At 69.2% G+C, this 26,823-nt stretch carries 27 protein-coding genes; 19 read left to right on the plus strand and 8 right to left on the minus strand.

All coding sequences use genetic code 11. The features are described 5' to 3' along the window. Positions 1-2: 2 nt before the first annotated feature. Both MKK58_RS24900 and crtD read right to left on the minus strand, forming a co-directional pair. Positions 3-899, minus strand: a complete 897-nt coding sequence (locus MKK58_RS24900) for a carotenoid 1,2-hydratase (RefSeq protein WP_243915640.1) — start codon at positions 897-899, stop codon at positions 3-5. Next, positions 857-2,380 carry a 1-hydroxycarotenoid 3,4-desaturase CrtD gene (crtD, locus tag MKK58_RS24905; protein WP_243915641.1) on the minus strand — a complete coding sequence of 508 codons (1,524 nt, stop codon included), beginning with the start codon at positions 2,378-2,380 and terminating at the stop codon, positions 857-859. Before crtD ends, MKK58_RS24900 begins: the two co-directional genes overlap by 43 nt. A 96-nt stretch (positions 2,381-2,476) precedes the next feature. On the opposite strand from crtD, the gene MKK58_RS24910 reads away from it, so the two are divergent. From MKK58_RS24910 to pufC, 12 genes are all read left to right on the plus strand, one after another. Further along, complete coding sequence (locus MKK58_RS24910) at positions 2,477-3,346, plus strand: polyprenyl synthetase family protein (RefSeq protein WP_243915642.1); 870 nt, start codon at positions 2,477-2,479, stop codon at positions 3,344-3,346. A gap of 1 nt (position 3,347) precedes the next feature. Beyond that, positions 3,348-4,496: a methyltransferase gene (locus tag MKK58_RS24915; protein WP_243915643.1), complete on the plus strand. Its 1,149-nt coding sequence runs from the start codon at positions 3,348-3,350 to the stop codon at positions 4,494-4,496. Positions 4,497-4,626: 130 nt separating this feature from the next. Further along, the gene (gene bchC, locus MKK58_RS24920; RefSeq protein ID WP_243915644.1) at positions 4,627-5,562 is read left to right on the plus strand and encodes a chlorophyll synthesis pathway protein BchC; all 936 of its coding nucleotides are present in this window, start codon (positions 4,627-4,629) and stop codon (positions 5,560-5,562) included. After that, positions 5,559-6,575: a chlorophyllide a reductase iron protein subunit X gene (locus MKK58_RS24925; protein WP_243915645.1), complete on the plus strand. Its 1,017-nt coding sequence runs from the start codon at positions 5,559-5,561 to the stop codon at positions 6,573-6,575. The genes bchC and MKK58_RS24925 overlap by 4 nt, the downstream gene beginning before the upstream one ends. 6 nt (positions 6,576-6,581) lie before the next feature. After that, entirely contained in the window at positions 6,582-8,177 is a 1,596-nt protein-coding gene (gene bchY / locus MKK58_RS24930) for a chlorophyllide a reductase subunit Y (RefSeq protein WP_243915646.1), read from the plus strand. Further along, a complete protein-coding gene (bchZ, locus tag MKK58_RS24935) occupies positions 8,177-9,643 on the plus strand; it encodes a chlorophyllide a reductase subunit Z (protein ID WP_243915647.1) in 1,467 nt (488 codons plus the stop codon). The genes bchY and bchZ overlap by 1 nt, the downstream gene beginning before the upstream one ends. Before the next feature lie 119 nt (positions 9,644-9,762). Next, the gene (locus MKK58_RS24940; protein ID WP_238278139.1) at positions 9,763-9,978 is read left to right on the plus strand and encodes a hypothetical protein; all 216 of its coding nucleotides are present in this window, start codon (positions 9,763-9,765) and stop codon (positions 9,976-9,978) included. Positions 9,979-10,177: 199 nt separating this feature from the next. Next, on the plus strand, positions 10,178-10,399 hold the full coding sequence (gene pufB / locus MKK58_RS24945; protein WP_055956020.1) for a light-harvesting antenna LH1, beta subunit: 222 nt from the start codon (positions 10,178-10,180) through the stop codon (positions 10,397-10,399). Between the two features lie 14 nt (positions 10,400-10,413). Beyond that, positions 10,414-10,602 (plus strand): light-harvesting antenna LH1, alpha subunit, encoded by a 189-nt coding sequence (gene pufA, locus MKK58_RS24950; protein WP_238278141.1) that lies wholly within the window; start codon positions 10,414-10,416, stop codon positions 10,600-10,602. A gap of 108 nt (positions 10,603-10,710) precedes the next feature. Then, complete coding sequence (gene pufL, locus MKK58_RS24955; RefSeq protein WP_243915648.1) at positions 10,711-11,535, plus strand: photosynthetic reaction center subunit L; 825 nt, start codon at positions 10,711-10,713, stop codon at positions 11,533-11,535. Positions 11,536-11,562: 27 nt separating this feature from the next. Then, positions 11,563-12,555, plus strand: coding sequence for a photosynthetic reaction center subunit M (pufM, locus tag MKK58_RS24960; RefSeq protein WP_243915649.1), 993 nt, complete (start codon positions 11,563-11,565; stop codon positions 12,553-12,555). Further along, positions 12,552-13,694 (plus strand): photosynthetic reaction center cytochrome PufC, encoded by a 1,143-nt coding sequence (gene pufC / locus MKK58_RS24965; protein ID WP_243915650.1) that lies wholly within the window; start codon positions 12,552-12,554, stop codon positions 13,692-13,694. Before pufM ends, pufC begins: the two co-directional genes overlap by 4 nt. Positions 13,695-14,028: 334 nt before the next feature. On the opposite strand, the gene MKK58_RS24970 is transcribed toward pufC, so the two are convergent. Next, positions 14,029-14,994 carry a LysR substrate-binding domain-containing protein gene (locus MKK58_RS24970; RefSeq protein WP_243915651.1) on the minus strand — a complete coding sequence of 322 codons (966 nt, stop codon included), beginning with the start codon at positions 14,992-14,994 and terminating at the stop codon, positions 14,029-14,031. A gap of 202 nt (positions 14,995-15,196) precedes the next feature. Here MKK58_RS24970 and MKK58_RS24975 point away from each other — a divergent pair, with 202 nt between their 5' ends. The 5 genes from MKK58_RS24975 to MKK58_RS24995 all read left to right on the plus strand — a co-directional run bounded on the left by MKK58_RS24975 (position 15,197) and on the right by MKK58_RS24995 (position 18,624). Then, positions 15,197-16,111: an aldo/keto reductase family protein gene (locus MKK58_RS24975; protein WP_243915652.1), complete on the plus strand. Its 915-nt coding sequence runs from the start codon at positions 15,197-15,199 to the stop codon at positions 16,109-16,111. 507 nt (positions 16,112-16,618) lie between these two features. Then, positions 16,619-16,936, plus strand: coding sequence for an antibiotic biosynthesis monooxygenase family protein (locus tag MKK58_RS24980; protein WP_243915653.1), 318 nt, complete (start codon positions 16,619-16,621; stop codon positions 16,934-16,936). Positions 16,937-17,348: 412 nt separating this feature from the next. After that, the gene (rplM, locus tag MKK58_RS24985; RefSeq protein ID WP_238278161.1) at positions 17,349-17,810 is read left to right on the plus strand and encodes a 50S ribosomal protein L13; all 462 of its coding nucleotides are present in this window, start codon (positions 17,349-17,351) and stop codon (positions 17,808-17,810) included. Between the two features lie 2 nt (positions 17,811-17,812). After that, on the plus strand, positions 17,813-18,292 hold the full coding sequence (gene rpsI / locus MKK58_RS24990) for a 30S ribosomal protein S9 (RefSeq protein WP_243915654.1): 480 nt from the start codon (positions 17,813-17,815) through the stop codon (positions 18,290-18,292). An 80-nt stretch (positions 18,293-18,372) separates the two neighbouring features. After that, the gene (locus tag MKK58_RS24995; protein WP_243915655.1) at positions 18,373-18,624 is read left to right on the plus strand and encodes a hypothetical protein; all 252 of its coding nucleotides are present in this window, start codon (positions 18,373-18,375) and stop codon (positions 18,622-18,624) included. 35 nt (positions 18,625-18,659) lie between these two features. Here MKK58_RS24995 and MKK58_RS25000 read toward each other — a convergent pair whose 3' ends face one another. Further along, on the minus strand, positions 18,660-19,160 hold the full coding sequence (locus MKK58_RS25000; protein WP_243915656.1) for a hypothetical protein: 501 nt from the start codon (positions 19,158-19,160) through the stop codon (positions 18,660-18,662). Between the two features lie 218 nt (positions 19,161-19,378). On the opposite strand from MKK58_RS25000, the gene argC reads away from it, so the two are divergent. Both argC and MKK58_RS25010 read left to right on the plus strand, forming a co-directional pair. Continuing rightward, positions 19,379-20,317, plus strand: a complete 939-nt coding sequence (argC, locus tag MKK58_RS25005) for an N-acetyl-gamma-glutamyl-phosphate reductase (RefSeq protein WP_243915657.1) — start codon at positions 19,379-19,381, stop codon at positions 20,315-20,317. Between the two features lie 906 nt (positions 20,318-21,223). Then, positions 21,224-21,766 (plus strand): MucR family transcriptional regulator, encoded by a 543-nt coding sequence (locus MKK58_RS25010; RefSeq protein ID WP_243915832.1) that lies wholly within the window; start codon positions 21,224-21,226, stop codon positions 21,764-21,766. A 1,043-nt stretch (positions 21,767-22,809) separates the two neighbouring features. On the opposite strand, the gene MKK58_RS25015 is transcribed toward MKK58_RS25010, so the two are convergent. The 4 genes from MKK58_RS25015 to MKK58_RS25030 all read right to left on the minus strand — a co-directional run bounded on the left by MKK58_RS25015 (position 22,810) and on the right by MKK58_RS25030 (position 26,796). Beyond that, positions 22,810-24,066 carry a hemolysin family protein gene (locus MKK58_RS25015; RefSeq protein ID WP_243915833.1) on the minus strand — a complete coding sequence of 419 codons (1,257 nt, stop codon included), beginning with the start codon at positions 24,064-24,066 and terminating at the stop codon, positions 22,810-22,812. 151 nt (positions 24,067-24,217) lie between these two features. Then, positions 24,218-24,727, minus strand: coding sequence for a ferritin-like domain-containing protein (locus MKK58_RS25020; RefSeq protein ID WP_243915658.1), 510 nt, complete (start codon positions 24,725-24,727; stop codon positions 24,218-24,220). A gap of 172 nt (positions 24,728-24,899) precedes the next feature. Further along, complete coding sequence (locus MKK58_RS25025) at positions 24,900-25,109, minus strand: hypothetical protein (RefSeq protein ID WP_243915659.1); 210 nt, start codon at positions 25,107-25,109, stop codon at positions 24,900-24,902. Positions 25,110-25,230: 121 nt separating this feature from the next. Then, positions 25,231-26,796, minus strand: coding sequence for an efflux transporter outer membrane subunit (locus MKK58_RS25030; protein WP_243915660.1), 1,566 nt, complete (start codon positions 26,794-26,796; stop codon positions 25,231-25,233). Between the last annotated feature and the right edge of the window lie 27 nt (positions 26,797-26,823).

Here is a 26,823-nt window from a genome sequence, read left to right on the forward strand (position 1 = left end):
CATCAGGTCCGCCGCGGCATCCGGAAGGGCAGCATCAGCCGCACCAGCGGGTTGCTGAATCGGGTCAGCGAGAGGCTCTCGTGCACCGGCCGCACCGATTCCCCGCGCAGGGTCGCGGCGAGGTGCGAGCGCGCGTAGAATGGGGTGTCCTCGAAGGTCCGCAGCACTTCGGCCCGGCCGTCGTCGCTGCGGGTATGGCGGGGCATCCGCCACAGGCGGGTCCGGGACAGGTCGGCGCGGCGCGGCGGCGCGATCTCGCGAGGCGTCCCGTCGGGAGCGAAGCAGAGGGTGAGGTCCTGGTCGGTCCCGTCTCGGCGGTGCACGTCGTAGAGGATCGCCGCCCCGTCCCGCAGGTCCGCCCGGCACCACGTCCAGTCCGTGAAGGCGGCCTCCAGGGCGGTGTCGCCGTGGTTGGTGTCGAAGTAGGCCGTTCCCCGCCAGGACAGGTCAGGCTCTCTCAATTTCACCTCCACCGGCGAGTTCGGCGCCATGGGCCACCATCGGTGCCGGCCGGCCCCGTCGAGGTGGTGCGGCCCCGGCGTGAAGCCGGCGGGCCGGATGCGCACGGTGCCGCGCACCCGAGTGGGGATGGGGGCCGTGACCTCGTCGAGGCGAATCGTCAGGGTGGTGCCATCCCACTCGAGGCCGCTCTGGCCGATCCGGATATGGTCCGCGTCCCGCTCCAAGGCGGTGCGTCCGCGCTCGGTCATGCAGAAGCGGTTGGCCCGTTCGCCGTACAGCACCACGTTGATGGCGCAATGGTTGAACGGATCGCGCGTCGGGTCCCAGGCATAGTAGGGAGAGAACACGCTGCCGATGAAGGCGATGATGGTGAGCCCCTGGCGTCCGTCCGCGCTCAGGGCGTCGACGTACCACCAGACGTAGCCGTCGCGATCCACCCGCGTATCGAAGCGCGGGCGCGGCTGCTGTCGTGCATCAGACTGTCCGCCGCGATCCGCCCGGATTGCGCCGCCATCGGCACCCCCGGACCCGGATGCACGCTCCCCCCGGCTAGATACAGGCCCGGGATCTTTGTGCGCGCCCCCGGACGCTTGAACGAGGCCATCCAGCCGTGAGACGCCCGTCCGTAGAGCGCTCCCGCCGAGCCCGGAAACAGGCGGGCAAAATCCTCCGGCCGGGTCGTCACCGGCTCCGCCGCGTCCACCAAGGTCAGGCCGCTCGCGCTCAGGCGCCGTCGCATCGTGGTCACGCATGTCTCGATCTCCGAGGGGCTGAACGGGCGGGCCGGTGCGTTGGCGAGGCAGAGCAGGCGCTCCGGGCCGTCCGGATGTGGGGCGACATCGCTTCGGTCCTGGGCGCAGACGTAGATCGTCGGGTCGGCGGGCAGGGTGCCCCGTGCGATCTGCGCGAACTCCGCCTCGTAATCGGCCGAGAAGAACACGGTGTGGCGGGCGAGCGGGAACCCCTGGGCCCGGGCCGAGAGGCAGAGCGTCACTGCCGAGAGGGAGCGCTCGGAGGCCGGAACCGCGTCCGCTGCGCGAGCGGCCTCGCGGCCGAGCAGGCCCTCGGCGAGACCGGCGACGTCGGCGTTGCAGATCACCGCGTCGGCGAGCACCCGCTCGCCGTCGGCGAGGTCGACCCCGATAACACGCCCACTTGAGACGGCGATGCGGCGGGCGGGCGTGGCGTAGCGGAAGCGGGCGCCGCGCTCACCAGCGAGCTGCGCCACGGCCTGTGCCAAGCGGCTGAGGCCGCCCGCCACGTGCCAAACGCCCTGGCTCTCCACATGCGCTACGAGCATCAGGGTGGCAGGCGCCGCGAAGGGCGAAGAGCCACAATAGGTCGCGTAGCGCCCGAAGAGTTGGCGTAAGCGCGGATCGGCGAAGTAGTCGCCGAGTGCGCTCCACAGGGTCGTGAAGGGCTGGATTCGCCAGAGGTTGCCAAGACCCGAGAGGCCGGCTCTCCGGGTCAAGTCGACGGGGCTCGGGCGCGCGCCGCGGATGAACGGCCCCTCCAGGGTGCCGTAGACTTCCGCCGCCCGGGCGTGGAAGCGTCGGTATCCATCCCGCTCGCGCGCGCCTGCGAACGCCTCGATTGCCGCCTCGGAAGCTTCTGGGTCGGCCATGAGATCGAGCGTCTCGCCCGATCGCCAGGTGTGGCGGGCCAGGATCGCGGCCGGTTCGAGCCCCACATGGGCGGCGAACTCTGCCCCGCATTCCGCGAAGAGTTCCTCGAAGACCCAACGCATCGTGAAGACCGTGGGCCCGGCCTCCACCGCACCGGCGCCCACGGGGACGCTCCGCATCTTGCCGCCGGGGCGGGGCGCCTGCTCCAGCACCGTGACGTCGAGGCCCGCATGAGCGAGCCGCAGAGCGGCAGCGAGGCCGCCGATCCCGGCACCGACGATGACGACCTTCACCGATGAGCCTCCGTCGCGCGGAACTGCCTTGACGACTGTCAATCAATACTGACACTCTGACATTTCAATAACAAGTGACACGGGAGGAATCGCCGGATGGACGCCAACCGTCGTATCGAGCAGGCGCTGGACGCCGCTGTCGCGCATCTGGAGGCGCCGGGCGCGCCTCCCCGCCTCGCCGAGGCCCTGCGCTACGCGGTCTTTCCCGGCGGTCATCGCATTCGGCCGCGTCTTTGCTTGTCCGTTGCGCGGGCTTGTGGTGACGATGATCCGGCGGCTTCCGATGCGGCGGCTGCGGCGATCGAGCTTCTGCACTGCGCCTCCCTGATCCACGACGATCTGCCCTGCTTCGACGACGCGCCCCTGCGGCGGGGGCAGCCCTCGGTGCACGCGGCCTTCGGTGAGCCCCTGGCGGTCCTGGCCGGCGACGCCCTGATCGTCTCGGCCTTCGAGACCCTGGCGCGGGGCGCGGCCCGCAGCCCGAATCGCCTCGCCGCCCTGGTCGGGCTCGTCGCCCGCGCCGCCGGCTCCCCCGCCGGAATCGCCGCCGGGCAGGCCTGGGAATCGGAGCCGAACGTGGCGCTCACCGAGTACCAGCAGGCCAAGACCGGCGCGCTGTTCGCCGCCGCGACGGTGACGGGGGCGGCGGCGGCCGGCGCGCCGTCGCTGCCCTGGCGGCTCCTGGGCGAGTGCCTGGGCGAGGCCTACCAGGTCGCCGACGACCTGCGCGACGTCGCCTGCCGGCAGGAGGAGGTCGGCAAGCCGGTCGGGCGCGATTCGACCCTCGGGCGGCCGAACGCCGCCGCCCTCCTGGGGATGGGGGGCGCCCTGGCGCGCCTCAAGCGCCTCGTGCGGGAAGCCATAGAGGTGATTCCCGACTGCCCGGGCGCCGAGACCCTCCGGGCCGAGATCGAGGCGCAGACGCGGCTGTTCCTGCCGGCGAGCCTCGCGCGGGAGCTGGCCTGACGTGGCGCGGGGCGCCGCGATCGGGACCCCGCGCCCGGCCCCGGGGGAGGGCTGGCGCACCCGCTGGCGCGCCTTCCGCACCCGCACGGTGGCCGATCCGCGCTTCCAGCGCTGGGCCGCCGGCTTCCCCCTGACCCGAGGCATCGCGCGGGCGAACACGCGGGCGCTGTTCGACCTCTGCGCGGGCTTCACCTACTCGCAGACCCTGTTCGCCTGCCTGCGCCTCGACCTGTTCGGGGCGCTGGCGCCGGGACCCCTCGGCCTCGACGGTCTCGCGGCGCGGATGGGCTTGCCGGCCGAGGCCGCGACCCGCCTCCTGAAGGCGGCCGCCGCCCTCGGCCTCGTCGCCGCCCTGCCGGACGGGCGCTACGCCCTGGCGGATCTGGGCGCGGCCCTGATCGGCAACCCCGCCATCGGCCGGATGGTCGAGCACCATGCCATGCTCTACGACGACCTGCGCGATCCCGTCGCCCTCCTGCGCGGGGAGGCGGGTCCGACCCGGCTCGCCGCGTATTGGCCCTATGCCGGGCAGGACGGCACCACCCTCGGGGCGGAGGCGGTGGCGCCGTATGGCGGGCTCATGGCCGCCTCGCAGGCCCTGATCGCGCAGGACATCCTGGAGGCCTACCCGCTGACCCGGCATCGCTGCCTGATGGATGTCGGCGGGGGCGAGGGCGCCTTCCTGACGGCGGCGGCGCGCGCGGCCCCCCACCTCCAGCTCCGGCTGTTCGACCTGCCGGCGGTGGCCACCCGGGCGCAGGCCCATCTCGACCGGGAGGGCCTGAGCGGGCGGGCGCGGGCGATCGGCGGCAGCTTCCTCGCCGGCCCGCTGCCGGAGGGCGCCGACGCGATCTCCCTGGTGCGCGTGGTGCACGATCACGACGATGAACAGGTGCGCATCATGCTGCGCGCGGCCCGGGTCGCGCTCCCGCAGCATGCGGCGCTCATCATCGCCGAACCGATGAGCGGCACGCCCGGCGCCGAACCGATCACGGACGCGTATTTCGGGTTCTACCTGCTGGCCATGGGAACCGGCCGCTGCCGGACCGTGGCCGAGCTGACGGCCCTGCTGCACGAGGCGGGCTTCACGAAGGTCCGCGAGATGCCGACCCGCCGGCCGCTGCTGGCGCGGGTCCTTGTGTCAACCTGAATTGACGAAAACGGCGAATTCCGCCCGCGCCGGGTAATTTCAGATTGACGTATGAAAGTGTCTATCTAGGATGACACATCAGATCCGGAACGAACCGGATCGAATCGCCGGGACAGGGAGGACAGGCTCGATGAACGCACAGGCCGTCATCCTCCACCGCCCCGGTCAGATCGGCCTCGAGACCCTGACCCTCGACGCTCCGACCCCGGCCGACGCCGTCGTGGCGATTCGCTGGAGCGGGATCAGCACCGGCACCGAGCGCCTGCTCTGGTCGGGCCGGATGCCCGATTTTCCCGGCATGGGCTACCCGCTGGTGCCGGGCTACGAATCGGTCGGCGAGGTCGTGGAGGCCGGCGCCGAATCCGGATTGCGCGCGGGACAGACCGTGTTCGTCCCCGGCGCCCGCTGCTTCGGTCCGGTGCGGGGCCTCTTCGGCGGCGCCGCCTCGCACCTCGTCAGTGCCGGCGCCCGCCTCGTGTCCATCGATTCCGGTCTCGCCGAGCGCGGCACCCTGATCGCACTCGCGGCGACCGCCCATCATGCGCTGGCGGGTATCGACCTCGCTCGGCCGCTCCTCGTCGTCGGCCATGGGGTGCTGGGGCGCCTCGTCGCCCGCATCGCCACGGCCCTCGGCGGTGATCCGCAGGTCTGGGAGACCGTGCCCGTGCGCCGGCAGGGCGCGGAAGGCTACGCCGTGCGCGCCCCCGAGGACGATGCCCGGCGCGACTACGCCACGGTCCTCGACGTCAGCGGCGATGCCGGGATCCTCGACGCTGCGATCGCCCGGCTCGCGCCCGGTGGCGAGATCGTGCTCGCGGGCTTCTACGAGGCCCGGCTCGCCTTCGATTTCGCCCCCGCCTTCCTGCGGGAGGCCCGCATCCGGGTCGCGGCCCAGTGGCGGCCCGAGGATCTCGCCGCGACCCTGGCGCTGATCGAGGCGGACCGCCTCGCCCTCGACGGCCTCATCACCCACCGGCGTCCGACGGACGCCGCTCCGGACGCCTATCGCACGGCCTTCGGCGATGCCGAATGCCTGAAGATGATCCTGGATTGGAGAGCCGCATGAACATCCAGCTGAAGACGATGCAGCTGAACGGCGGCGCCCTGACGGCTTCCGAGGCGCTCCGCGCCGAGGCCGGCATCGAGCCGGATCCCGTGCCGGTCAAGGCCACCAAGGAGACGCAGATCATCGCGATCTACGGCAAGGGCGGCATCGGCAAGTCGTTCACCCTGGCCAATCTCAGCTACATGATGGCCCAGCAGGGCAAGAAGGTCCTGCTCATCGGGTGCGATCCGAAGAGCGACACCACCTCGCTGCTCTTCGGCGGCCGGGCCTGCCCGACCATCATCGAGACCTCCACCAAGAAGAAGCTCGCGGGCGAGCAGGTCGCCATCGGCGACGTCTGCTTCAAGCGCGACGGGGTCTACGCCATGGAGCTCGGCGGCCCGGAGGTCGGGCGCGGCTGCGGTGGGCGCGGCATCATCCACGGCTTCGAGCTCCTGGAGAAGCTCGGCTTCCACGAATGGGGCTTCGACTACGTCCTCCTCGACTTCCTGGGCGACGTGGTCTGCGGCGGCTTCGGCCTGCCGATCGCCCGCGACATGTGCCAGAAGGTCATCGTCGTCGGCTCGAACGACCTGCAGTCGCTCTACGTGGCCAACAACGTCTGCTCGGCGGTGGAATACTTCCGCAAGCTCGGCGGCAATGTCGGGGTCGGCGGCCTCGTCATCAACAAGGACGACGGCACCGGCGAGGCCCAGGCCTTCGCGCAAGCCGTCGGCATCCCGGTCCTGGCCTCGATCCCGGCCCACGACGACATCCGCAAGAAGAGCGCGAATTACGAGATCATCGGCCGGCCCGAGAGCCCCTGGGGCTCGCTCTTCGCGGATCTCGCGCAGAACGTCCACGACGCGGCCGCCAACCACCCGACGCCGCTCTCCCAGGACGGGCTGCTCGGTCTGTTCAAGGGCGAGGCCGTCGGCCGGGGCGTCACCCTGGTGCCCGCCACCTTCGAGGACATGTGCGGCACGACCCAGGTCGTGAAGCCGTCCCTCGAAGTCGTCTACGACGAGGTCTGACGCATCATGGCCGTCACCCTCGACATCGCGGATCTTCGGGCGCGCCAGACCCTTCGCGCCGGCAACGAGCGCCCGGCCTCGACCCTGGCGCCCCTCGTGGCCCCGGCCGAGGTGGTGAACCTCGCCGCCGCGAAGGAGGACGGTCTGGGCTGCCATTCCGGCAAGGCCACGATGCGGGCGGCCGCCGAGGCCGCCGGGATGTCCGATACGCTGGATCAACTCCGGAAAGACTACCCGACGGGGCCGCACGACCAGCCCCAGAGCATGTGCCCGGCCTTCGGTAGCTTGCGCGTCGGATTGCGGATGCGGCGCACGGCGACGATCCTGTCGGGCTCCGCCTGCTGCGTCTACGGCCTGACCTTCACGGCGCATTTCTACGGCGCCAAGCGGAGCGTGGGCTACGTGCCCTTCAACTCCGAGACCCTGGTCACCGGCAAGCTCTTCGAGGACATCCGCGAAGCGGTGTTCCAGGTGGCCAAGCCCGCCGATTACGACGCCGTCGTCGTCATCAACCTGTGCGTGCCCACGGCCTCCGGCGTCCCCTTGCGCCTCCTGCCCAAGGAGATCGACGGGGTCCGGATCATCGGTATCGACGTGCCGGGCTTCGGGGTCCCCACCCATGCCGAGGCCAAGGACGTGCTGGCCGGGGCGATGCTGAAATTCGCCCGCGGGGAGGCCGAGCAGGGCCCCGTCCAGGCGCCCCGCGCCGGCCGGGCCGAGCGCCCCACCGTGGCGCTGCTGGGCGAGATGTTCCCCGCCGACCCGGTGGTGATCGGCGGCCTCCTCGAGCCGCTGGGTCTGGCGGCCGGTCCCGTCGTACCGACGCGCGAATGGCGCGAGCTCTACGCGGCCCTCGACTGCACTGCCGTGGCGGCGATCCACCCGTTCTACACCGCCTCGCTGCGCGAGTTCTCCGCCGCCGGGCGGCCCATCGTCGGCTCGGCGCCGGTCGGGCACGACGGCACCGCCGACTGGCTGGACCGCATCGGCGAGGCCTGCGCCGTGCCCCGCGCCACCGTCGAGGCCGCCAAGAACCGCTTCCTGCCCATGATCGCGGGAGCGCTCGCCGCCAACCCGATCCGGGGGCGGATCACGCTCTCGGGTTACGAGGGCTCGGAACTCCTGGTCGGACGCCTCCTCGTCGAGAGCGGCGCGGACCTGCGCTACGTGGGCACCGCCTGCCCGCGCACCCCCCATTCGGAGGCCGACCGCGACTGGCTCGAGGCCCACGGCGTCACCGTGCGCTACCGCGCCTCCCTGGAGGACGATCTCGCCGCCCTCATGGATGTGCGGCCCGATCTCGCCATCGGCACCACGCCGGTGGTGCAGAAGGCCAAGGCGCTCGGGGTTCCGGCCCTCTACTTCACCAACCTGATCTCGGCCCGTCCGCTCATGGGCGTGGCCGGCGCCGGGTCCCTCGCCAAGGTCATCAACGCGGCCCTCGGCAACCGCGCGCGCTTCGACGCCATGCGGGATTTCTTCGATGGGGTCGGCACGGGTCACGCCGCCGGTATCTGGGAGGACGTGCCCAAGCTCCGCAAGGCGGTGGCGAGCCCCCGTCGCGAAAAACCCGCTCATGATCCGATCGGGGAGATGGCCTGATGCTCGTCCTCGATCACGACCGTGCCGGCGGCTACTGGGGCGCCGTCTACGTCTTCACCGCCATCAAGGGGTTGCAGGTCGTCATCGACGGTCCGGTGGGCTGCGAGAACCTGCCCGTCACCTCGGTGCTGCACTACACCGATGCCCTGCCGCCGCACGAACTGCCCATCGTGGTGACGGGACTGGCGGAGGAGGAACTCGGCCGGCACGGCACCGAGGCCGCGATGAAGCGGGCGCACGCCACCCTCGACCCGGCCCAGCCGAGCGTGGTGGTGACGGGCTCCATCGCCGAGATGATCGGCGGCGGCGTCACCCCGGAGGGCACCAACCTCCAGCGTTTCCTGCCGCGCACCATCGACGAGGACCAGTGGCAGACCGCCGACCGGGCCATGTCCTGGCTTTGGCAGGAATACGGCGCCAAGCGCTTCGCCAAGAAGGGCATCCCGGCCCGTCCGGAACGCCGGGAGGGCGTGAAGCCCCGGGTGAACCTGATCGGGCCCGCCTACGGCACCTTCAACATGCCGTCCGATCTCGCCGAGATCCGCCGCCTCGTCGAGGGCATCGGCGCCGAGGTGAACCTCGTATTCCCCCTCGGCTCGCATCTGGCCGACGTACCGGCGCTCGTGAACGCGGACGCCAACATCTGCCTCTATCGCGAGTTCGGCCGCCTGCTCTGCGAAGCCCTGGAGCGTCCCTACTTTCAGGCGCCCATCGGCATCCATTCCACGACGCGGTTCCTGCGGGCGCTGGGCGAAGCGCTGGGCCTCGACCCCGAGCCGTTCATCGAGCGCGAGAAGCACACCACCATCAAGCCGGTCTGGGACCTCTGGCGCTCGGTGACGCAGGATTTCTTCGGCACCGCGAGCTTCGGCATCGTGGCCTCCGAGACCTATGCGCGGGGCGTCCGGCACTTCCTCGAGGACGAGATGGGCCTGCCCTGCCATTTTGCGGAATCCCGCAAGGCCGGCGCCAAGACCGACAACGCCGCCATTCGCGAGATGATCGCCAAGAACCCGCCGCTGGTGCTGTTCGGCTCGTTCAACGAGCGGATGTACGCGGCCGAATGCGGCGCCCGCGCGGTGTTCGTGCCGGCTTCCTTCCCGGGCGCCATCATCCGGCGGCACACGGGCACGCCCTTCATGGGGTTCTCCGGGGCGACCTACCTCGTCCAGGAGGTCTGCAACGCGCTCTTCGACATGCTCTTCCACATCCTGCCGCTCGCCCGCGACATGGACAAGGTCGAGGCGACTCCGGCCCGGCTCCACCGCGAGCTGCCCTGGGACGAGGCGGCGCGTGCCCGCCTGGACGAACTCGTCGAGGCGCATCCGGTGCTGGTGCGGATCTCGGCCGCCAAGCGCCTGCGCGATGCCGCCGAGCGGGCGGCGCGCCAGGCCGGCGCGGGCCGGGTCGTCCCGGACCATGTCGAGCGCGCCCGCGCCGAGGCGAGCCTCGGAGCCGCCGCATGAGCGCCGGCCACCATTCCCTTTCCGGCTGGATCGGCGCGGCGCCGTCCAGCCGGTCGATGCCGACCCCGCGCGTCCTCGCAAGGACGCGTCCCGCCGCGGAACGCCAGGAGAGAGATCCCATGCAACGTTCGCTGAATCCGGTGTCGCGCCTGCATCAGGACGAGGTCCAGGCCCGGATCCTCCTGGCCACCACCTACCCGTTCTTCCTCGCCGCCGCCGTGGTGCAGCGCGTGCTGCCGCAGGCGCGCAGCGCCGTCGCCCAGCCGCGCCGCTCGGTCTTCGCCGAGGCGCGGGCCATGGCCGTCTCGGCGATCCCCTTCGTCTTCATGGGGTGATGCCCCCCGGAGCGGTCCGCTCGCGCGGTGCCGCTCCCACCCGTTTGCCCCTCGGGCCGAGGCGTCACGCCCGGCCCCCGACCGACCTCCCGTCCGAACAGGCGGGAAGGACCGCCCCGAGCCGCGCCGCGCGGCCCGAGGCGCACCCCGCCGTCTCCCGATCCGCGGGCGCGGCCAGTCACAGCGGAGGTTTGAACCGATGGCCAATGGCATTGTCGAGAAACCGAGCAGCCTGTCCGGGCTGACGGAACCGGAAGCCAAGGAGTTCCACGCGATCTTCTTGACGAGCTTCATCATCTTCACGGCGATCGCCGTGGTCGCCCACATCCTCGTGTGGCTGTGGCGCCCGTGGCTGCCCGGACCGAAGGGCTACGCCGCCCTCGAGACGGCGGCCCAGGGCGTCGTCTCCCTGCTCTCCTGAGAAGGACCCTCATCATGCACAAGGTCTGGCTTCTCTTCGATCCGCGCCGCACCCTGGTGGCGCTCTTCACCTTCCTGTTCGTCCTGGCGCTGCTGATCCACTTCATCCTGCTCAGCACCGACCGGTTCAACTGGCTGGAAGGCCCCAAGGCGCCGCGCGCGGCCAACGCGCAGACGCTGGTTCTGCCGACGATGCCCGCCTGACCGGGCCGGCATCCAGAGCAGAATACCCCGAACACGGATGATCGGCGGGCTGGCCACGAGCCACCCGTCGGCCATCGCCAAAGAGCGTGGTGGGCCTGGGAGGTCGCGATGGCGATGCTGAGCTTCGAACGAAAATACCGCATCCGCGGCGGCACCCTGGTCGGCGGAGACCTGTTCGATTTCTGGGTCGGGCCGTTCTACGTCGGCTTCTTCGGCGTCACGACGCTGTTCTTCTCGGTGCTGGGCACTGCCCTGATCATCTACGGCGCGGCGCTCGGGCCGACCTGGAACATCTGGCAGATCAACATCGCGCCGCCCGACCTCAAGTACGGGCTGGCGCTCGCGCCCCTCCAGGAAGGCGGCCTCTGGCAGATCATCACCTTCTGCGCGGTGGGCGCGTTTTCCTCCTGGGCCCTGCGCGAGGTCGAGATCTGCCGCAAGCTCGGCATCGGCTACCACGTGCCCTTCGCCTTCTCGGTGGCGATCCTGGCCTACGTCACCCTGGTGGTGGTGCGGCCCCTCCTGATGGGCGCCTGGGGCCACGGCTTCCCGTACGGCATCCTGTCCCACCTCGATTGGGTCTCGAACACCGGCTACCAGTACCTGCACTTCCACTACAATCCGGCGCACATGCTGGCGGTGACGTTCTTCTTCACCACGACGCTGGCGCTCTCGCTGCACGGCTCGCTGATCCTGTCCTCCACCAATCCGGGCAAGGGCGAGGTGGTGAAGACGCCCGAGCACGAGGACACGTTCTTCCGCGACACCATCGGCTACTCGATCGGCACGCTGGGCATCCACCGGCTCGGCCTGTTCCTGGCGCTCTCGGCGGGCTTCTGGAGCGCGGTCTGCATCGTCATCAGCGGCCCGATCTGGACCCGCGGCTGGCCCGAGTGGTGGGGCTGGTGGCTCAACCTTCCCGTCTGGCGCTGATCTCGGAAAAGGGAGGCTCGTGACACCATGGCCTACTACCAGAACATCTTCTCCGAAGTGCAGGTCCGTCCGATCGCGCCGGACCTCGGCATCCCGGTGGACTCCAACAAGCGCTGGGGCACGCCGTTCAACTCCTACCTGTTCGGCCTCATCGGCAACGCGCAGGTCGGCCCGATCTACATCGGCTATCTCGGGGCGCTCTCCTTCGCCTGCGGGCTGATCGCCTTCGAGATCATCGGCCTCAACATGTGGGCTAGCGTGAACTGGGACCCGGTCCAGTTCGTGCGCCAGTTGCCCTGGCTGGCGCTGGAGCCGCCGCGACCGCAATACGGCCTGCGGGTGCTGCCGCCGCTGGCCGAGGGCGGCTGGTGGCTGATCGCCGGCTTCTTCCTCACCGCCTCGGTGCTGCTCTGGTGGCTGCGCCTGTTCCGCCGGGCCAAGGCGCTCGGTCTGGGCTACCACGTGCCCTGGGCCTTCGCCTCCGCGATCTGGCTGTTCCTGGTGCTGGGCTTCATCCGCCCCGTGCTGATGGGCTCCTGGTCGGAGGCGGTGCCCTTCGGCATCTTCCCCCACCTCGACTGGACCGCCGCCTTCTCGCTCCGCTACGGCAATCTGTTCTACAACCCGTTCCACATGCTCTCCATCGTCTTCCTGTACGGGTCGACGCTGCTCTTCGCGATGCATGGCGGCACCATCCTGGCGGTGAGCCGCTTCGGCGGCGAGCGTGAGATCGACCAGATCGTCGATCGCGGCACCGCCACCGAGCGCGCCGCCCTGTTCTGGCGCTGGACCATGGGCTTCAACGCCACCATGGAATCGGTCCACCGCTGGGCCTGGTGGTTCGCGGTCCTGACCACGCTCACCGGCGGCATCGGCATCCTGCTCACCGGCACGGTGGTCGACAACTGGTACCTCTGGGCGGTCAAGCACGGCGTCGCCCCGGCCTATCCGCAGGTCTACCCGCCCGTGATCGATCCCCTCGCCACCTCTGCCACCACCATTCCCGGGGGAGCTCCATGAAGATCTTCTTCACCGTCCTCGGAGCCGCCGTCGCCTTCTTCCTCACGGTGGCGATGATCGGGTTGACCGATTGGGACCGGCCGCCCCTGGCGGTCCAGCAGAACGGCTATCGCGGCACCGCGATGGCGCAGGTCCACACCCGCGAGGCGGTGGCGGAGAAGAAGGAGGCCAACCTGGCACCCGCACCCGCCGACCCGGCCGAACCCGGCGACGATCTCGCCGGCACCACCTACGAGAACGTCCAGGTCCTCAAGAACGTCAGCGTCAACGAGTTCAACCGCCTGATGGTCTCGATGACCGAGTGGGTCAGCCCCGAGCAGGGCTGCACCTACTGCCACAACACCGAGAACATGGCCGACGACAGCCTCTACCAGAAGAAGGTCGCCCGCCGGATGCTGCAGATGACCCAGCATCTCAACAGCGACTGGAAGGACAAGCACACGGGTGGGGCCGGCGTGACCTGCTACACCTGCCACCGGGGCCAGCCGGTGCCGGCCAACATCTGGTTCACCGATCCGGGCCCGAACCGCCCCGGCGGCTTCACGGCCCGCAACAACGGCCAGAACCTCGCCAAGAGCTCGGTCGGCCTCGCCTCGCTGCCCTACGACACGCTCACCGAGTACCTCGCCGACAAGACCATCGACAACAACGTGATCCGGGTGAATTCGACCACGGCCCTGCCCACCACCAAGGGCAAGCCGATCCAGGACGCGGAGAAGACCTACGGCCTGATGATCCACATGTCGGAGGGCTTAGGGGTCAACTGCACCTTCTGCCACAACACCCGGGCGATCTCGAACTGGTCGCAGAGCACGCCGCAGCGGACCACCGCCTGGCACGGCATCCGGATGGTGCGGGACATCAACGGCAACTACCTGGAGCCGCTGACCTCCACCTTCCCGCCCAACCGCCTCGGGGCGCTCGGCGACGTGCCGAAGGTGAACTGCACCACCTGCCACAACGGACAGAGCAAGCCCCTCAACGGCGCCCACGTGGTGGACGCCTATCCGGAGCTCGCCAAATCCACCGAGACCGCCAGCGCGACCCCGCCCGCCACGCCGGCGGATCCGCCCACAATGCCGGCGAACCCGCCCACCATGCCGGCGACCCCGGCGCAACCCGCGCCCGCGCCGCAATAGCGGCCCGGGGCGAGGGCGAGACGACAGAGGCCGCCCGGGCAACCGGACGGCCTCTTTCGCTTGTGCGCTTCGCAGAGGGCGGGTTGACGTCGTAACCCCATCAGCGGGTCGATCGCATCCGCAAGTCCGAGGCATTGCCCGGCTCTCCTCCCCCTTATGGGGAGGCGTTGGAAGTGGGGGTGGCTCCGCCAGCCTCCGCCGGCTGAGGGTCACTCAACGACCGCCACCCCTCAGATAAAAGCCAATCAGCTTGACCGCGCGAATGGCTGATGAGGGTGGTTTGCTGTCTGTCCGCTTTCAGGAGAACCGGTAGTGGATCAGGTTCAGAACGCCGTCATGCGACACCCTTAACTGGCACGACATCAACCTCTTTTCGGCGACGCTGTGCCAAGCGGCCGGGCCGGTTTCCTTCTGACAGCCGATCCGCGAGTGCATCAATGGCGAGGCGGGACCGCAACGGCAGGTAGCGCGTCGCGGGCCAAACGGCGAAGCAATCCACCGTCGTACAAGGCCGGTCCGCCCAGATCTCGACGAGTTCGCCCGTCTGCACGCTGTCGCGGATCAGCCAGTGGGGAAGCCAGCAGAGCCCGAGGCCCGCGCGGGCCGCGTCCGCGATCACCTCGATGTCGTCGAAGCGCAGTCGGGCGGCAATGGCAACGGCCACGAGTGCGCCATCGGCATCGGGAAGCCGCCAGCCGTATTCTCGATCGCCGCACGCGTAGATCAGCGTGTCGTGGGCGGCCAGATCCGCAAGTACCTCGGGATATCCGCGCGCCGACAGGTAGCCGGGAGCGGCGCAAAGCACCCGGTGTTCCGTGCTCAGGCGACGGGCGCGCAACGACGTTCCGTTGCCCAGCGCGCCGAACCGAACCCCGATGTCGAAGCCTTCGGCGATGACGTCGATGACGCGGTCGTTGAAGCTCAGTTCAAGTTCGAGCTTCGGGTGCTCCTTGGCGTAATCGAGCAGGATCGGTGCGGCACGGCGCCGGCCGAAAAGAACCGGCATTGAGATGCGCAGCCGTCCTGCGACCTCGCGGCGGCCTGAGTCGAGGAGGGCCTCGCCGGTACGAAGTTCATCGACGGCGCGCTGGCAGTGTTCGTAGAATTGCTGGCCATCCTCCGTCAGGCTCTGGGCCCGGGTCGTCCGCTGGAACAGCCGGACGCCGAGGCGTTCTTCGAGGCGGGCGACGGATTTACCAATAGCGGAGCGTGACAGCGCTAGGCGATCCGCCGCACGGGCGAAACTACCGGCCTCGACCGCCTCGACGAAGATCTGCACACCGTCGAACCTGTCTCGCATTGTTGCCTCGGGCGCTTCCGGTTGCGCTGGCGGTTGTAGCATGTGAGGCAACAAAGAAGCGAACGATCCGACCTGATGTCGAGTGAAGATCTACGCTACGAATTCCTCAGACGCAGCGTGCGGTCTGGGCCAGCGTAGCCCCGGCCAAACGACCGCCGCCGTCGGTCACGGCCTCTGCCGGTGACCCATCCTGGAGACGTTCATGGCCCCCCTTCAAAAGACCTTCCCGCTAACCGCCGATGTTCAGATCCCGGCCGTCGGCTTAGGCACCTATCTCATCGCGCCGGACCAGACCGCGGAAGCGGTCCGCACCGCGATCTCCATAGGCTACCGGCACGTGGACACGGCCTCCGTCTACCAGAACGAGGAGGCCGTCGGCGCCGGCATGCACGCAGGTCTCCGTGACGCCGGGCTTCGCCGCGAGGACATGTTCGTCACTACGAAGCTGTGGCCCGGCGCCCGGGAGTTCGGCGAGGAGATCAAGTCGTACGAGGAGACGATCGCGGAGTGCGATGCGAGCCTGACGCGCCTGGGCCTCAAGGACGTCGACCTCTACCTCATCCACTCACCGCATGCCGGCGCCGGCCGCCTGGACCAGTGGCGCGCGATGCTGGAGATCAAGCGCAGCGGCAAGGCCCGCAGCGTCGGCGTCAGCAACTTCAGCCGGAAGCACCTGGAGGAGATCGAGGCGGCAGGGCTGACCATGCCGGACGTCAACCAGATCGAGCTCCATCCCTGGTCGCAGAAGCCGGATTTGATCGCCTACATGCGCGAGAGAAACATCACGCCCATCGCCTACAGCAGTCTCGCCCCCCTCTCCACCTGGCGCATCGAGCCGGGACAGGACAGCGCCAAGACCGATGCGATGCGGGAGCCGGATGCGGTCTTCCAGACGATGGCCGCCAAGTACGGCGTGTCGGAAGCCCAGCTTCTCCTGCGTTGGGGCATCCAGAACGGGTATGCCGTCCTGCCCAAGAGCCTCAACCCCGAGCGCATGCGCCAGAACCTCGACCTTGACGGCTTCCGCATCGACGACGCGGACATGGCGACGATCCGCGATATGGATCGTGGCGATGGCCTGGCCTGGTCAATCGGCGATCCGGCCCACGTCGCCTGAGCGGGGCCGCCGGACTGACGCGCCGACGCGCGTGAGGTCGACAGTCACGCCCTCGTGAGACGACACGGAGCATGGATGGTCTCGTACCCTTCATGCTGCGCTCGGCCACGTCTTACCTGGCGGCACGAATTGGAGCACGGGATTGTTGAGACGGACGATCCCCAAAGCCGAGCGAGAGGCTGCTACTGAGGTGCGCTCGCGCCGGCCTGTACGACCGACTTGGGTCGGCATCAGCGCGTCCGGTCTACGACCGAGTTGGGTGGAATTGGAAACGGTCTGCTTTCCGGGGGAGGCTTGCGAAGCCAGCGGGCGGCAGGTACCTTTTCGGTGTCGAAAAGGACCAGTGCGGCATCGGTAAGCCCGCTCCCTCCACGTGAGGCTCCGTGTCACCCTTTGGGGTGAACCCGCGACAAGCAACGGTGCGATCCACCGGGGCTTGGCGCGCCTTCGTTTCGAATGATCGCACGACAAGGCCTGACGGACGCGCGCGATCACGGAGCGACTGTTATGCCGATCATCACGGCCAACACCGGTATCATCACGCAAATCAACATCTTCACCGTGCCACAGGGTCGGCAACAACCGCTGATCGACCATCTGGCCCGAGCCGCGAGAGTGGCGCGCGAGGTCGATGGCTGGTTATCGGCTAGTCTGCACCGGAGCCTGGATGGAACGCGCGTGGCGAACTACGCGCAGAGCATGGATCGCGACGCAGCGCGACGCGTGTTCGATCATCTCTCAGCCAAGGGCCTCATCGACGGAAACCGGGGCTACGGCGAGGCGCATCCAGGTCTGTATGAGGTGGCGTTTACGTTGGAGCGATGACCTTTCGGCTTCAGCTTTGCAGGTATCACGAACGTTCTTGACGTCTGCGATGGGCGCAAATGGTCCCCGCATGGTCAGGCGGATTGGTCTTTGGCCCCAGACCCTCCTCACGAGAGAGGGGGACACGCTGCGCGCTTCAGGGCGCGGATCGGCCGGTTCACACGGACACTGTTGGCAGGATAGCGAAGAGAGAACCATGTCACGCACGCAGGTGCATTCCGGCGCTGCGGTACTCTGATACCGTAACCCGCAAGTCATTCTTAGAACACGGATTTCCGAAATTTTCGCCTGCCGATCCGCGTCCGCGCTTGACGCCTGAACCGCGCTCCCCTATTGGCTCTGGCAACGCCGCCGCGTCCTGCACGCGGCGGCGCATCGTTTTGACTTCAGACACCATACGGAACGCCACGGGATGAAGACCTTTTCTCTGAAGCCCGCCGACGTCGACAAGAAGTGGATCATCGTCGATGCGGAGGGCCTGGTCGTCGGCCGGCTCGCCTCCATCGTCGCCATGCGCCTGCGCGGCAAGCACAAGCCCGCGTACACGCCCCACGTCGATTGCGGCGACAACGTCATCGTCATCAACGCCGAGAAGGTGCAGTTCACCGGCCGCAAGCGCGAGCAGAAGGTGTACTACCACCACACCGGCTACCCGGGCGGCATCAAGGAGCGCACGGCCAAGTTCATCCTCGACGGACGCTTCCCCGAGCGCGTCGTGGAGAAGGCCGTCGAGCGCATGCTCCCGCGCGGTCCGCTCTTCCGCCAGATCATGGGCAACCTCCGGGTCTACAAGGGCTCCGAGCATCCCCACACCGCCCAGCAGCCGCAGGCGCTCGACGTCGGCAGCCTCAACCGCAAGAACGTGAGCGCTTGATCATGGCGACCCTCCAGTCCCTCTCCGACCTGAACCGCGCGAACGTCGAGAACCCCGAGAACGCGGCGCCCGTCCACGTTCAGAAGCTCGATGCCCAGGGCCGCGCCTACGCCACCGGCAAGCGCAAGGACGCGGTCGCCCGCGTCTGGATCAAGCCCGGCAACGGCACCGTCGTGGTCAACGGCCGCGCGGTCGAGGTGTACTTCGCCCGTCCCGTGCTGCGCATGATCCTGCGCCAGCCGCTCACCATCGCCAACCGCGTCGACCAGTACGACATCACCGTCACGGTGCATGGCGGCGGTCTCTCGGGTCAGGCCGGCGCCGTGCGCCACGGCCTCTCCAAGGCGCTGACCTACTACGAGCCCGAACTGCGCGCGCCCCTGAAGCGCGAAGGCTTCCTCACCCGCGACAGCCGCGTGGTCGAGCGCAAGAAGTACGGCCGCAAGAAGGCCCGCCGCAGCTTCCAGTTCTCCAAGCGCTGAGGCGTTTCGACAGGTATACGGACAGGGCGGCTTCGGCCGCCCTTTCTTTTTGAGCCGCCACAGCGAGAGACGAACCCACGATGGCCAAACCCTTCCGGCGTGTCCGCGAGCCCGATGCGTCCGCCGTCACCCTCTGCCTCGCGGAAAGCGACGGCGCGACCACCGGGGAGGTGAAGCTGGCCGACGGCCGCCTGTTCAGCACCACCGGAGCGCTGCCCATCGCCCAGGCCTTCGGAATCGCCGTGCACGTGGCCAACGAGAGCGGCCGGGAGATCGTGGTGATCGACCCGCGCAACCTCTGGAAGTCGAGCTGGGGCGAACTCGTCGCCTGAGGGCGCGGGCCCGGTATAGGGCCCGCACGCTTGCGTCACGCGAGGGCGTGTTCGAGCTCGCTCTTCGACATCTTGGAGCGGCCCGGAATATTCTTGTCGCGGGCGGCCTTCATCAGGTCGGCCTTGGTGTGGCCGCTGTCCCTCTTGCGCGCCGCGGCGGTCTTCTTGGCCACGTCGGCCGGCTGCTTCGAGAACTGCTTGCCCTTCGCCGTGTCGGCGCGCTTCTTCTTCGTCGAGCGGTCGTACTCGGATTTGGAGACCGCCGCGCGGGCCTTCTTCGGCAGGTAGCGCTCGCCGGTCTCGCCGCTCTTGTGGCCGGACTTCGTGTCCCACTCCTCCTCGGTCCATTGCTTGAGGTGGTTGTCGTCCGACTTCTTTCCCTTGTAGCCGCCGCCGGCATCCTTGTAGGCCTTGGTCGCGGCCTGGGCCTTGCGCGCCGACCACTGGCCCGGCTTGCCGCCCTTGTCCGATTTCGTGACCTCGGTCTTCACCTTTTCCCAAAGCTTCGGGTCGGTCTTCTCCGCGCTCGCTGACATCTGCGCCTCCGGAATGCTGATTTCTCGGGGCGACAACCGGCGGCCCCCCGGCCCGTTCCGACCCGGCATGCGTCGTGCACAGATGAGTCGTGTCGTCATCAAGGCTTGTCGGAGGGATGCGAGACGATTGACTTGACGAAGCGGGCCGGTCAGGTGGCGCGCACGGATCCGCTGCGTGCTAAAGGCCCGCGAATCCGACGAAGGGAAGTCGAGTGTCCATGAGCGAACACGGCGCGGGGCGCGAGCCCACGGTCTTCATCGACGGCGAGGCGGGAACCACCGGCCTCGGCATCCGCGAGCGCCTGGAGCGCGAGGGGCGGGTGCGCGTGCGCAGCATCCCGCACGAGAGCCGCAAGGACCCGGCCGTGAAGCGTCGCCTGCTGGAGGAGGTCGACCTCGTCGTCCTGTGCCTGCCGGATGCCGCCGCCAAGGAGACGGTGGCGCTGGCCGACACCCTGCCCGGGGGCGGGCCGCGCATCCTCGACGCCAGCACCGCGCACCGGGTCGATCCGGCCTGGGTCTACGGGTTCGCCGAACTCGAACCGGCGCAGGCGCGCGCCATCGCGCAAAGCCGCCGGGTGGCCAATCCCGGCTGTTATCCCACCGGCGCGGTCGCGCTGATCCGCCCCCTGGTGGAGGCTGGGTTGCTCCCCTCCGACCACCCCGTCAGCATCAACGCGGTCAGCGGCTACAGCGGCGGCGGCAAGGGCATGATCGAGACCTACGAGGCCGGGGAGGGCGAGCCGTTCCTGCTCTACGGCCTCGGCTTCGCCCACAAGCACCTGCCCGAGACCCAGGCCTACGCGCGCCTCACCCGCCGGCCGATCTTCATTCCCTCCGTCGGCAATTTCCGGCAGGGGATGCTGGTCAGCGTGCCGCTCCACCTCGACACCCTGCCGGGTACGCCCACGGTCGGTGCCATCCAGGCCGCCCTGCGCGCCTATTACGAAGGGCAGGATCTCGTCCGCGTGATCCCGGTCGGGGATGCCGAGCGCATCGAGCCCGAGGCGCTCAACGACACCGACCGGCTCGAACTGCGCGTCTTCGGCAGCGACACCCACCGGCAGGCCGTCCTGGTGGCCCGCCTCGACAATCTCGGCAAGGGCGCGTCGGGGGCGGCCGTCCAGAACATCGGCCTGATGCTGGGCCTCGCCTGAGGCCCGTTGGCGACAGCCGCGCCGGTCCCGCACGCGCCGATGGGCCGGGCGGTCCCGCATTCTTCGCGGGAGGCCGGCACGGCCCCGGCGAGATCCGTAGCCGGACCTCGCCTCCGGCCGCCGGCGCGCGTTCCGCCCGATCGCGGGCCGTCGTCGCCGACGCCATGCCTCTGAGGGGCGGTCGCCCGGTGCCCACCCTTGGGCCTCCACGCCGTTCGGCCCGTTGATCTCGCCCAAGCCCCCCAACGCATCGTCCCGCTGCAATACGCGACCGGGCCGTCGGCGCTCCGCCGCACCGGTTTCCAACTGACTGCTTCGGTCAGCCTGCGCCAGCACCCGTCTCACAAGCGAGTGAGCAGCTGTACTGCCGGACGCGTCGCCCGCCGACCGGGGCGTGCCGGGGTCTCGCGCATTCGGTCGGACCTGATCTTGCCGAACACGCAGTCCAGGCCCGGAATGAGATCGTGAAGCGCCTTGCTTTGAACGATGTCGCAGAAGACGCGGCGCCGGCATCGTTCGATCGGCAACCATTCGGCATCGGCTCGACTTGCAAACGGACGCCCCCGTTCACGTGCGCAATCGATGCGCCCGCACCGCTGAACCCGCGTTGCGCGACGAACAAGTCGATGAAATTGCCTGTCGCCGCCCCGCAGATACGAAGGGGTTTCCAAGAACGCCCGACAGTCGGAACGAGTTTCGCCGATTCATCAGGTTCATCCCGCGTCTTACCGGGCAACCGGAGGGTGACTGTTGGGTGTCGTGCAGGCGGCGCGCGAAAATTTGACAAATGATCCACAGCGGGGCGAGGAAAAAACGCTTGACCGGCCGAAGAACATCTTGCCTGGAAAAAGAAGTGCGCCTAGGTTTGTCAACAACATCAACACTTATGCAGATTGGCATCGCCTCATGAACGAAACTGACACCGACGCAGCGCGACTCATCACCCTGGCGGCCGATATCGTCTCGGCCTACGTCAGCAACAATCATGTCCAGAGCGCCGAGCTGCCGAAGCTGCTGAGCGATGTCCATGAAGCGATCCGCGGCGTCTCTGCTGCCGGGACGCCGGCGGCCGAGACCGGTCCGCCGAAGGCGACGCCCCAGGAGATCCGTCGCTCCGTCACCCCGGATTACTTGATCAGCTTCGAGGACGGGAAGCAGTACAAGACCCTGCGCCGTCACCTCACCCTGCGGGGCCTGACGCCCGAGCAGTATCGCGCGAAGTGGGGCCTGGCGCCCGATTACCCGATGACCTCCGCGAGCTATTCCGAGCAGCGCTCCGAGCTCGCCCGCGCCCTCGGCCTCGGTCAGCAGCGCCGCAAGGGCGTCGCCCGCGCGGCACCCGAGGAGACCGTCAGCGAAGAGGCGCCCGAGGTTGAGGCGCAGCAGGAGGAGGACGCTCCGGCGCCCGAGAAGAAGAAGCGCGGTCCTCGCAAGAAGGTCGACGCGTAATCGGTCGAGCCGGGCCCGACTGTCGCGGTCGGGCTTCGTCCACGTCGCGTTTCGCAAGCCGCCGACCAGGCTGTCCGAGTCAAATCGGAGCGGCCTGGTCGGCTGTTTTCGTTCGCGGACGACGCTTGGAGATTGGTTGGGGCGCGGGTCTGATGCGGGCTCCGGGTCATGGCTTTGGCCCGCTCGCGCGCACCGTGCTCCCTCTCCTGGAAGGAGAGGTTTGGGGTGAGGTGTGGTCCACCTCCGGAGAGGTCACGCACCTCACCCTGTCCCTCTCCTTCCAGGAGAGGGGACCCGCGCCAGAACCCGAACGATTCAGCCGGGGTGAGGTGTGGTCCACCTCCGGAGAGGTCACGCACCTCACCCTGTCCCTCTCCTTCCAGGAGAGGGGACCCGCGCCAGAACCCGAACGATTCAGCCGGAAACCGTATCAGGTGACAGGCGCGCTCCCGACCGGCCTCCACGCGCCGGCCGGGCGGCCATGTGGCCGCGCCGCTGGGAGGCCAGTTCGACGATGATCTCCGGCTCGCGCGCCGCCATCGTGCAGGGAGGATCGTATTCCGAGTTGCAGGGCCGGGCGTAACGCTTCCACGATCGACCGCAGCCCGGTTCGCTTTTCGAATATCGGGCTGGCCGATCGCGCGTGGCGAACCTCTGCCGTGCGCCCGGATCGTTTCGTGAGGCCCGTCGTCATACGGTTCCCGGCGGCATCGTGCGCTTTCCGATACGATTTTCTGCTGAATCGGTTCGGCTTCTGGCGCGGGTCCCCACTCCTTTCGGGAGAGGGAGAGGTGTGTGACTTTTCCGGAGATGGACCACACCTCACCCCAACCCTCTCCTTTCAGGAGAGGGCGCGCGTCGCGTGCAGGCGGATCGCAGCCATTACCCGAAAAACGTATGACGCGGGCCCCCGCTCCTTTGGGAGAGGCAGAGGTGCGTGACCTCTTCGGAGGTGGACCAAACATTACCCCCAATCCTCTCCCGTCAGGAGAGGGCGCGCGTCGTGCGCAGGCGGACCGAAGCCATCAACCGAAAAGCCGTCGTCAGACGAGCGGCGTCGCCAGCACCTTGTCGATCCGGCGGCCGTCCATGTCGACCACCTCGAAGCGCCAGCCGTGCGATTCGAAATGGTCGCCGGTGGCCGGGATGCGGCCCAGCTGGAAGATCACGAAGCCCGCCAGGGTGGTGAAGTCGTCGGAATTCGGCCGGTCCGCGAAGGCGAGGCGGTCGAAGGCCTGGCTCGCCGGCATCATCCCGTCGATGAGGAGGGAGCCGTCCTCGCGTTCCACGACGTTCGGTTCGTCGCCCACCTCCGGGATATTGCCCGCGATGGCCTCCAGGAGGTCGGTCTGGGTGACGATGCCCTCCAGGCTGCCGTACTCGTCGACGACGACCGCCATCCGCACCGGCTTTGCCTGGAAGGTTTCGAGGACGGCGAGGATCGACATGCTCTCGTGCACGACGATCGGCGGCTGCGTGGCGGCCAGCACGTCGACCGGGCGGCCGTCGAGGAGCTGATTCAGCAGGTCCTGCTTGCGCACCACGCCGACGATTTCGTCGACCGCGCTGCGGCTCACTACGAGCTGGGCGTGGTCGCACTCGCGCACGGAGCGGAGCATCGCGTCCCGCTCCTCGTCGGCGTCCACCCACTCCACCTCGTGGCGGGGGGTCATGATATCGCGCACCCGACGCTCGCCGATGGAGAAGATGCGCTGCACCGCCTCCTGCTGCGCCTCGCGGATGAGGCCGGCCTCCTGGCTCGCCTGGACCAGCAGGTTGAGTTCGGCGGTGGAGTGCAGGGACCCCTCGCCGTGACCGGCCTGGAGCCCGAACAACCGCACGATGCCGTTGCCGAGGCCGTTCAGGAACAGGATCGCCGGGCGGAAGACGAAGAGGAACACGCCGAGCGGCCGTACGACCGCCAGCGCCGTGCGCTCGCTGCGCTGGAGGGCGAGGCTCTTGGGCGCGAGCTCGCCGAGCACGATGTGCATCGACGTGATGATGACGAAGGAGATCACCACCGCGATGGTGTGCGCGGCCGTGGTGCCCACCGGCTCCGGCAGGAACGAGAGCAGCGGAATGATGATGTGGGCGAGTGCGGGCTCACCGACCCAGCCCAGCGCCAGGGACGAGATCGTGATGCCGAGCTGCGTGGCGGCGAGGAAGGCGTCGAGCTGATCGGTGGCCCGCTGGAGGGCCTTGGCGTGGGTCCGACGCTCGGAGACCAGTTCGGCCACCCGGCTCTTGCGCACGGAGACCAGGGCGAACTCGGCGGCCACGAAGAACCCGTTGGCGAGCACGAGGGCGATGACGGCGACGAGACCCAAACCCGTCGCCCATGCGTCGTCGAAAATCGTCGTCTCCCCTGGTCAGCCGGGGATCTCTAACAGCTACGCCACGCACCGGCCACAGCGATCCCGAGAAAGTCCCGGGATCGCCGCGTCGGATCGGTCAGCGGTCGGCCTTCTCGCCGGCGACGGTCAGTTCGATGTAGCGCAGGGTGGTCGGGCGCACGAGTTCGCGCACCTTGCGGGCCATGCCTTCCTCTTCCCGCAGCGATTGCTGGAAGCCCGTGATCGCCGCCTGCTGGCCGGCGGCCTCGGTGATCGCGATCAGCGACTCGTAGGCCGCGATCTCGAAATTCTCGAAGGCGTGGTTGGCGTAGGCGTTCTTCAGGATCTCGTCCTGGGCCGGCGCGTGGCCCAGGGCCATGATGTTGCCGACGAAGCCGAGCACGCCTTCCTTGATGGCGGACGGGCTCTCCGAGACGGCGTGCAGCGCCTCCTCGAGGCGGGTGCGCTGGCCGTGGGTCTCCTCGATGTGCCGGCGCAGGGCCGCCTCCATCTCCGGGTAGCGCTCCAGGCGCTCGACCTGACGCTCCATGATCTGGAGCGCCTGCATTTCGAGGGCATGCGTATTCTTGAGGGCCGTCACATAGATGTCGCGCGTGTCTGTGGTCACGTCGAAGCACTCCTCATCGGTCGCGAACGCATTCGCTGTCGTCACGAGAAGATCAGCCGACGGTTCGATGTTCCGCGTCGTCGCCGTGCTTCGTCGGTGTAGCCGCATCTATTCGCAGGACGGCATCGGCGAGCTTGAGGGTTGCGCGCGGATACGCTTGCGTCGACCCGCGTCAGGGTGCCGAGGCCGCCTTCAGTCGCTCCAGCTCGGCCTCTGCGCTCAGGGCCCGGTCTTTCCAGACGTCGCGCTCGGCCTCCGCCGCGCGCGCAGCGGTCTCGGCCCGCTTCGCCCGCGCGGCCTCCGTCGCCGCGAGGGCCTGGGCCCGCTCGCGGGCACGGGTCTCGCCCGCCATCTGCACCTTGAGGTCGCGGGGCGTGGCCATCGCGGTCCTTCCTGTCCAATTCGATCCCGGTTCGGAAGGCGTGCCTTCCCGCGCCGGGCGGCCGGGGTCAAGCGCGGATACCCGGGCGGCGGGGGGCCGAACCCGAGGGCCATGGGACCGCTCAGAGGAACTTCGCCGGGTCCGTGCTCGGGGGCGCCGGCTTCACGTCGGTGCGGTTCCACCAGCCGCCGCCCAGCGCCTGGAACAGGGCGGCGGTGTCGGCATACTGGTTGGCGCGCGCGCCGGCCGAGGTGACGAGGGCCGAGAGGTAGGATTGCTGGGCGATCAGCACCTGCGTGCTGTTCAGCGCGCCCGCCGCGTACTGCTTGCGGATGAGGCCGAGGCTCTCGTTCGTGGCCCGCTCGGCGGCCGAGGCCGCCGCCACCGCCTTGGCGTCGGATTGCAGGGCGCGCAACGTGTCGGCGACGTTCTGGAAGGCGCCGATCACCACCGCCCGGTACTGGGCCTGGGCCTCGTTCAGCGTCTCCTCCGCCGCGCGCTGGCGCCGGAACAGGGTCCCGGCATCGAAGATCGGCTGGGCCACGGTGCCGACGATGCCGTAGAACGAGGCGGCCGAGCTCGCGAGCTGCGCGATCCGCACCGCGCTGGCGCCGCCGTTGGCGGTGATGTTGAACTGCGGCAGGCGGTTGGCCACCGCGACGCCGACCGCCGCGCTCGCCTGCTGCACGTTGGCCTCCGCCGCCTTCACGTCCGGGCGCTGCTGCACGAGGCGCGAGGGCAGGCTCACCGGCAGGCTGGTGGGCAGGCGCAGGGACGCGAGGGTGAAGGTCTGCGAGACCTCATCGCTCGGCAGGCGCCCGACCAGGGCGGTGAGCAGGTTGCGCTGCTGGGCGAGCTGCTTCTCCAGGGGCGGCAGCAGCTGCATCGAGACCGAGAGCGCGGCCTGCTGCACCACCACGTCGGCCCCGGCGATCTGCCCGAGGGAGAGCTGCTTGTTGTAGAGGTTGAGGACCTCGGTCTGGGCCTGGATCACCTTGCGGGTGGCGTCGATCTGGGCGCGCAGCGACGCCTCCTGGATCGCCGCCAGGACGACGTTCGTGGTCAGCGTCAGGTAGGTGGCTTCCAGCTGGAAGCGCTGGTTCCCGGCCTGCGCCTCCAGGGACTCGATCTGGCGCCGGTTGCCGCCGAACACGTCGGGCGTGAACGAGACCGTCACCTGCGGCGTGTAGAGGCTGTAGAACAGCTGCCGGGTGTCGTTGAGCGGCCCCTGCAGGGCGCCCCCGGGAGCCTTCTGGCGCGAGCCGAGGCCGTTGGCGGCGACCACCGGGAACAGCGTGCCGCGCTGCGCCTCGACGTTCTCCTGCGCGATCCGCAGGGCGGCCTGCGCGGCGTCGAGATTCGGGTTGTTGGCGAGCGCCTCCTCGACCAGCCGGTCGAGGGCGGGGGAGCGGAACAGCGTCCACCACCGTCCCGGCACGTCGGCGCCCGCGACGAAGTTCTGGTCGGCCGAGCCGCCATGGGCGGTGCGGATGGTGTCGGCGGCGGTGGGGTTGGCCAGGGGTTCGCGGGTGTAGCGGGTCACGGGCGGATCGGCCGGCGGCACGTAGTCCGGGCCGACGACGCAGCCGCCGAGGCCCGTGATCGCGAGGGCGAGCAGGGCGCCGCGCAGGCGGCGCGGGGCCGGGCCCCGGCCGGCATGCGCCGCGTTCTGGGATGATGCCGCCATGTCGGAGAATCCTGTCGCCAACCGCGG

It is taken from the genome of Methylobacterium sp. J-078 (assembly GCF_022829285.1).
GTDB lineage: Bacteria > Pseudomonadota > Alphaproteobacteria > Rhizobiales > Beijerinckiaceae > Methylobacterium.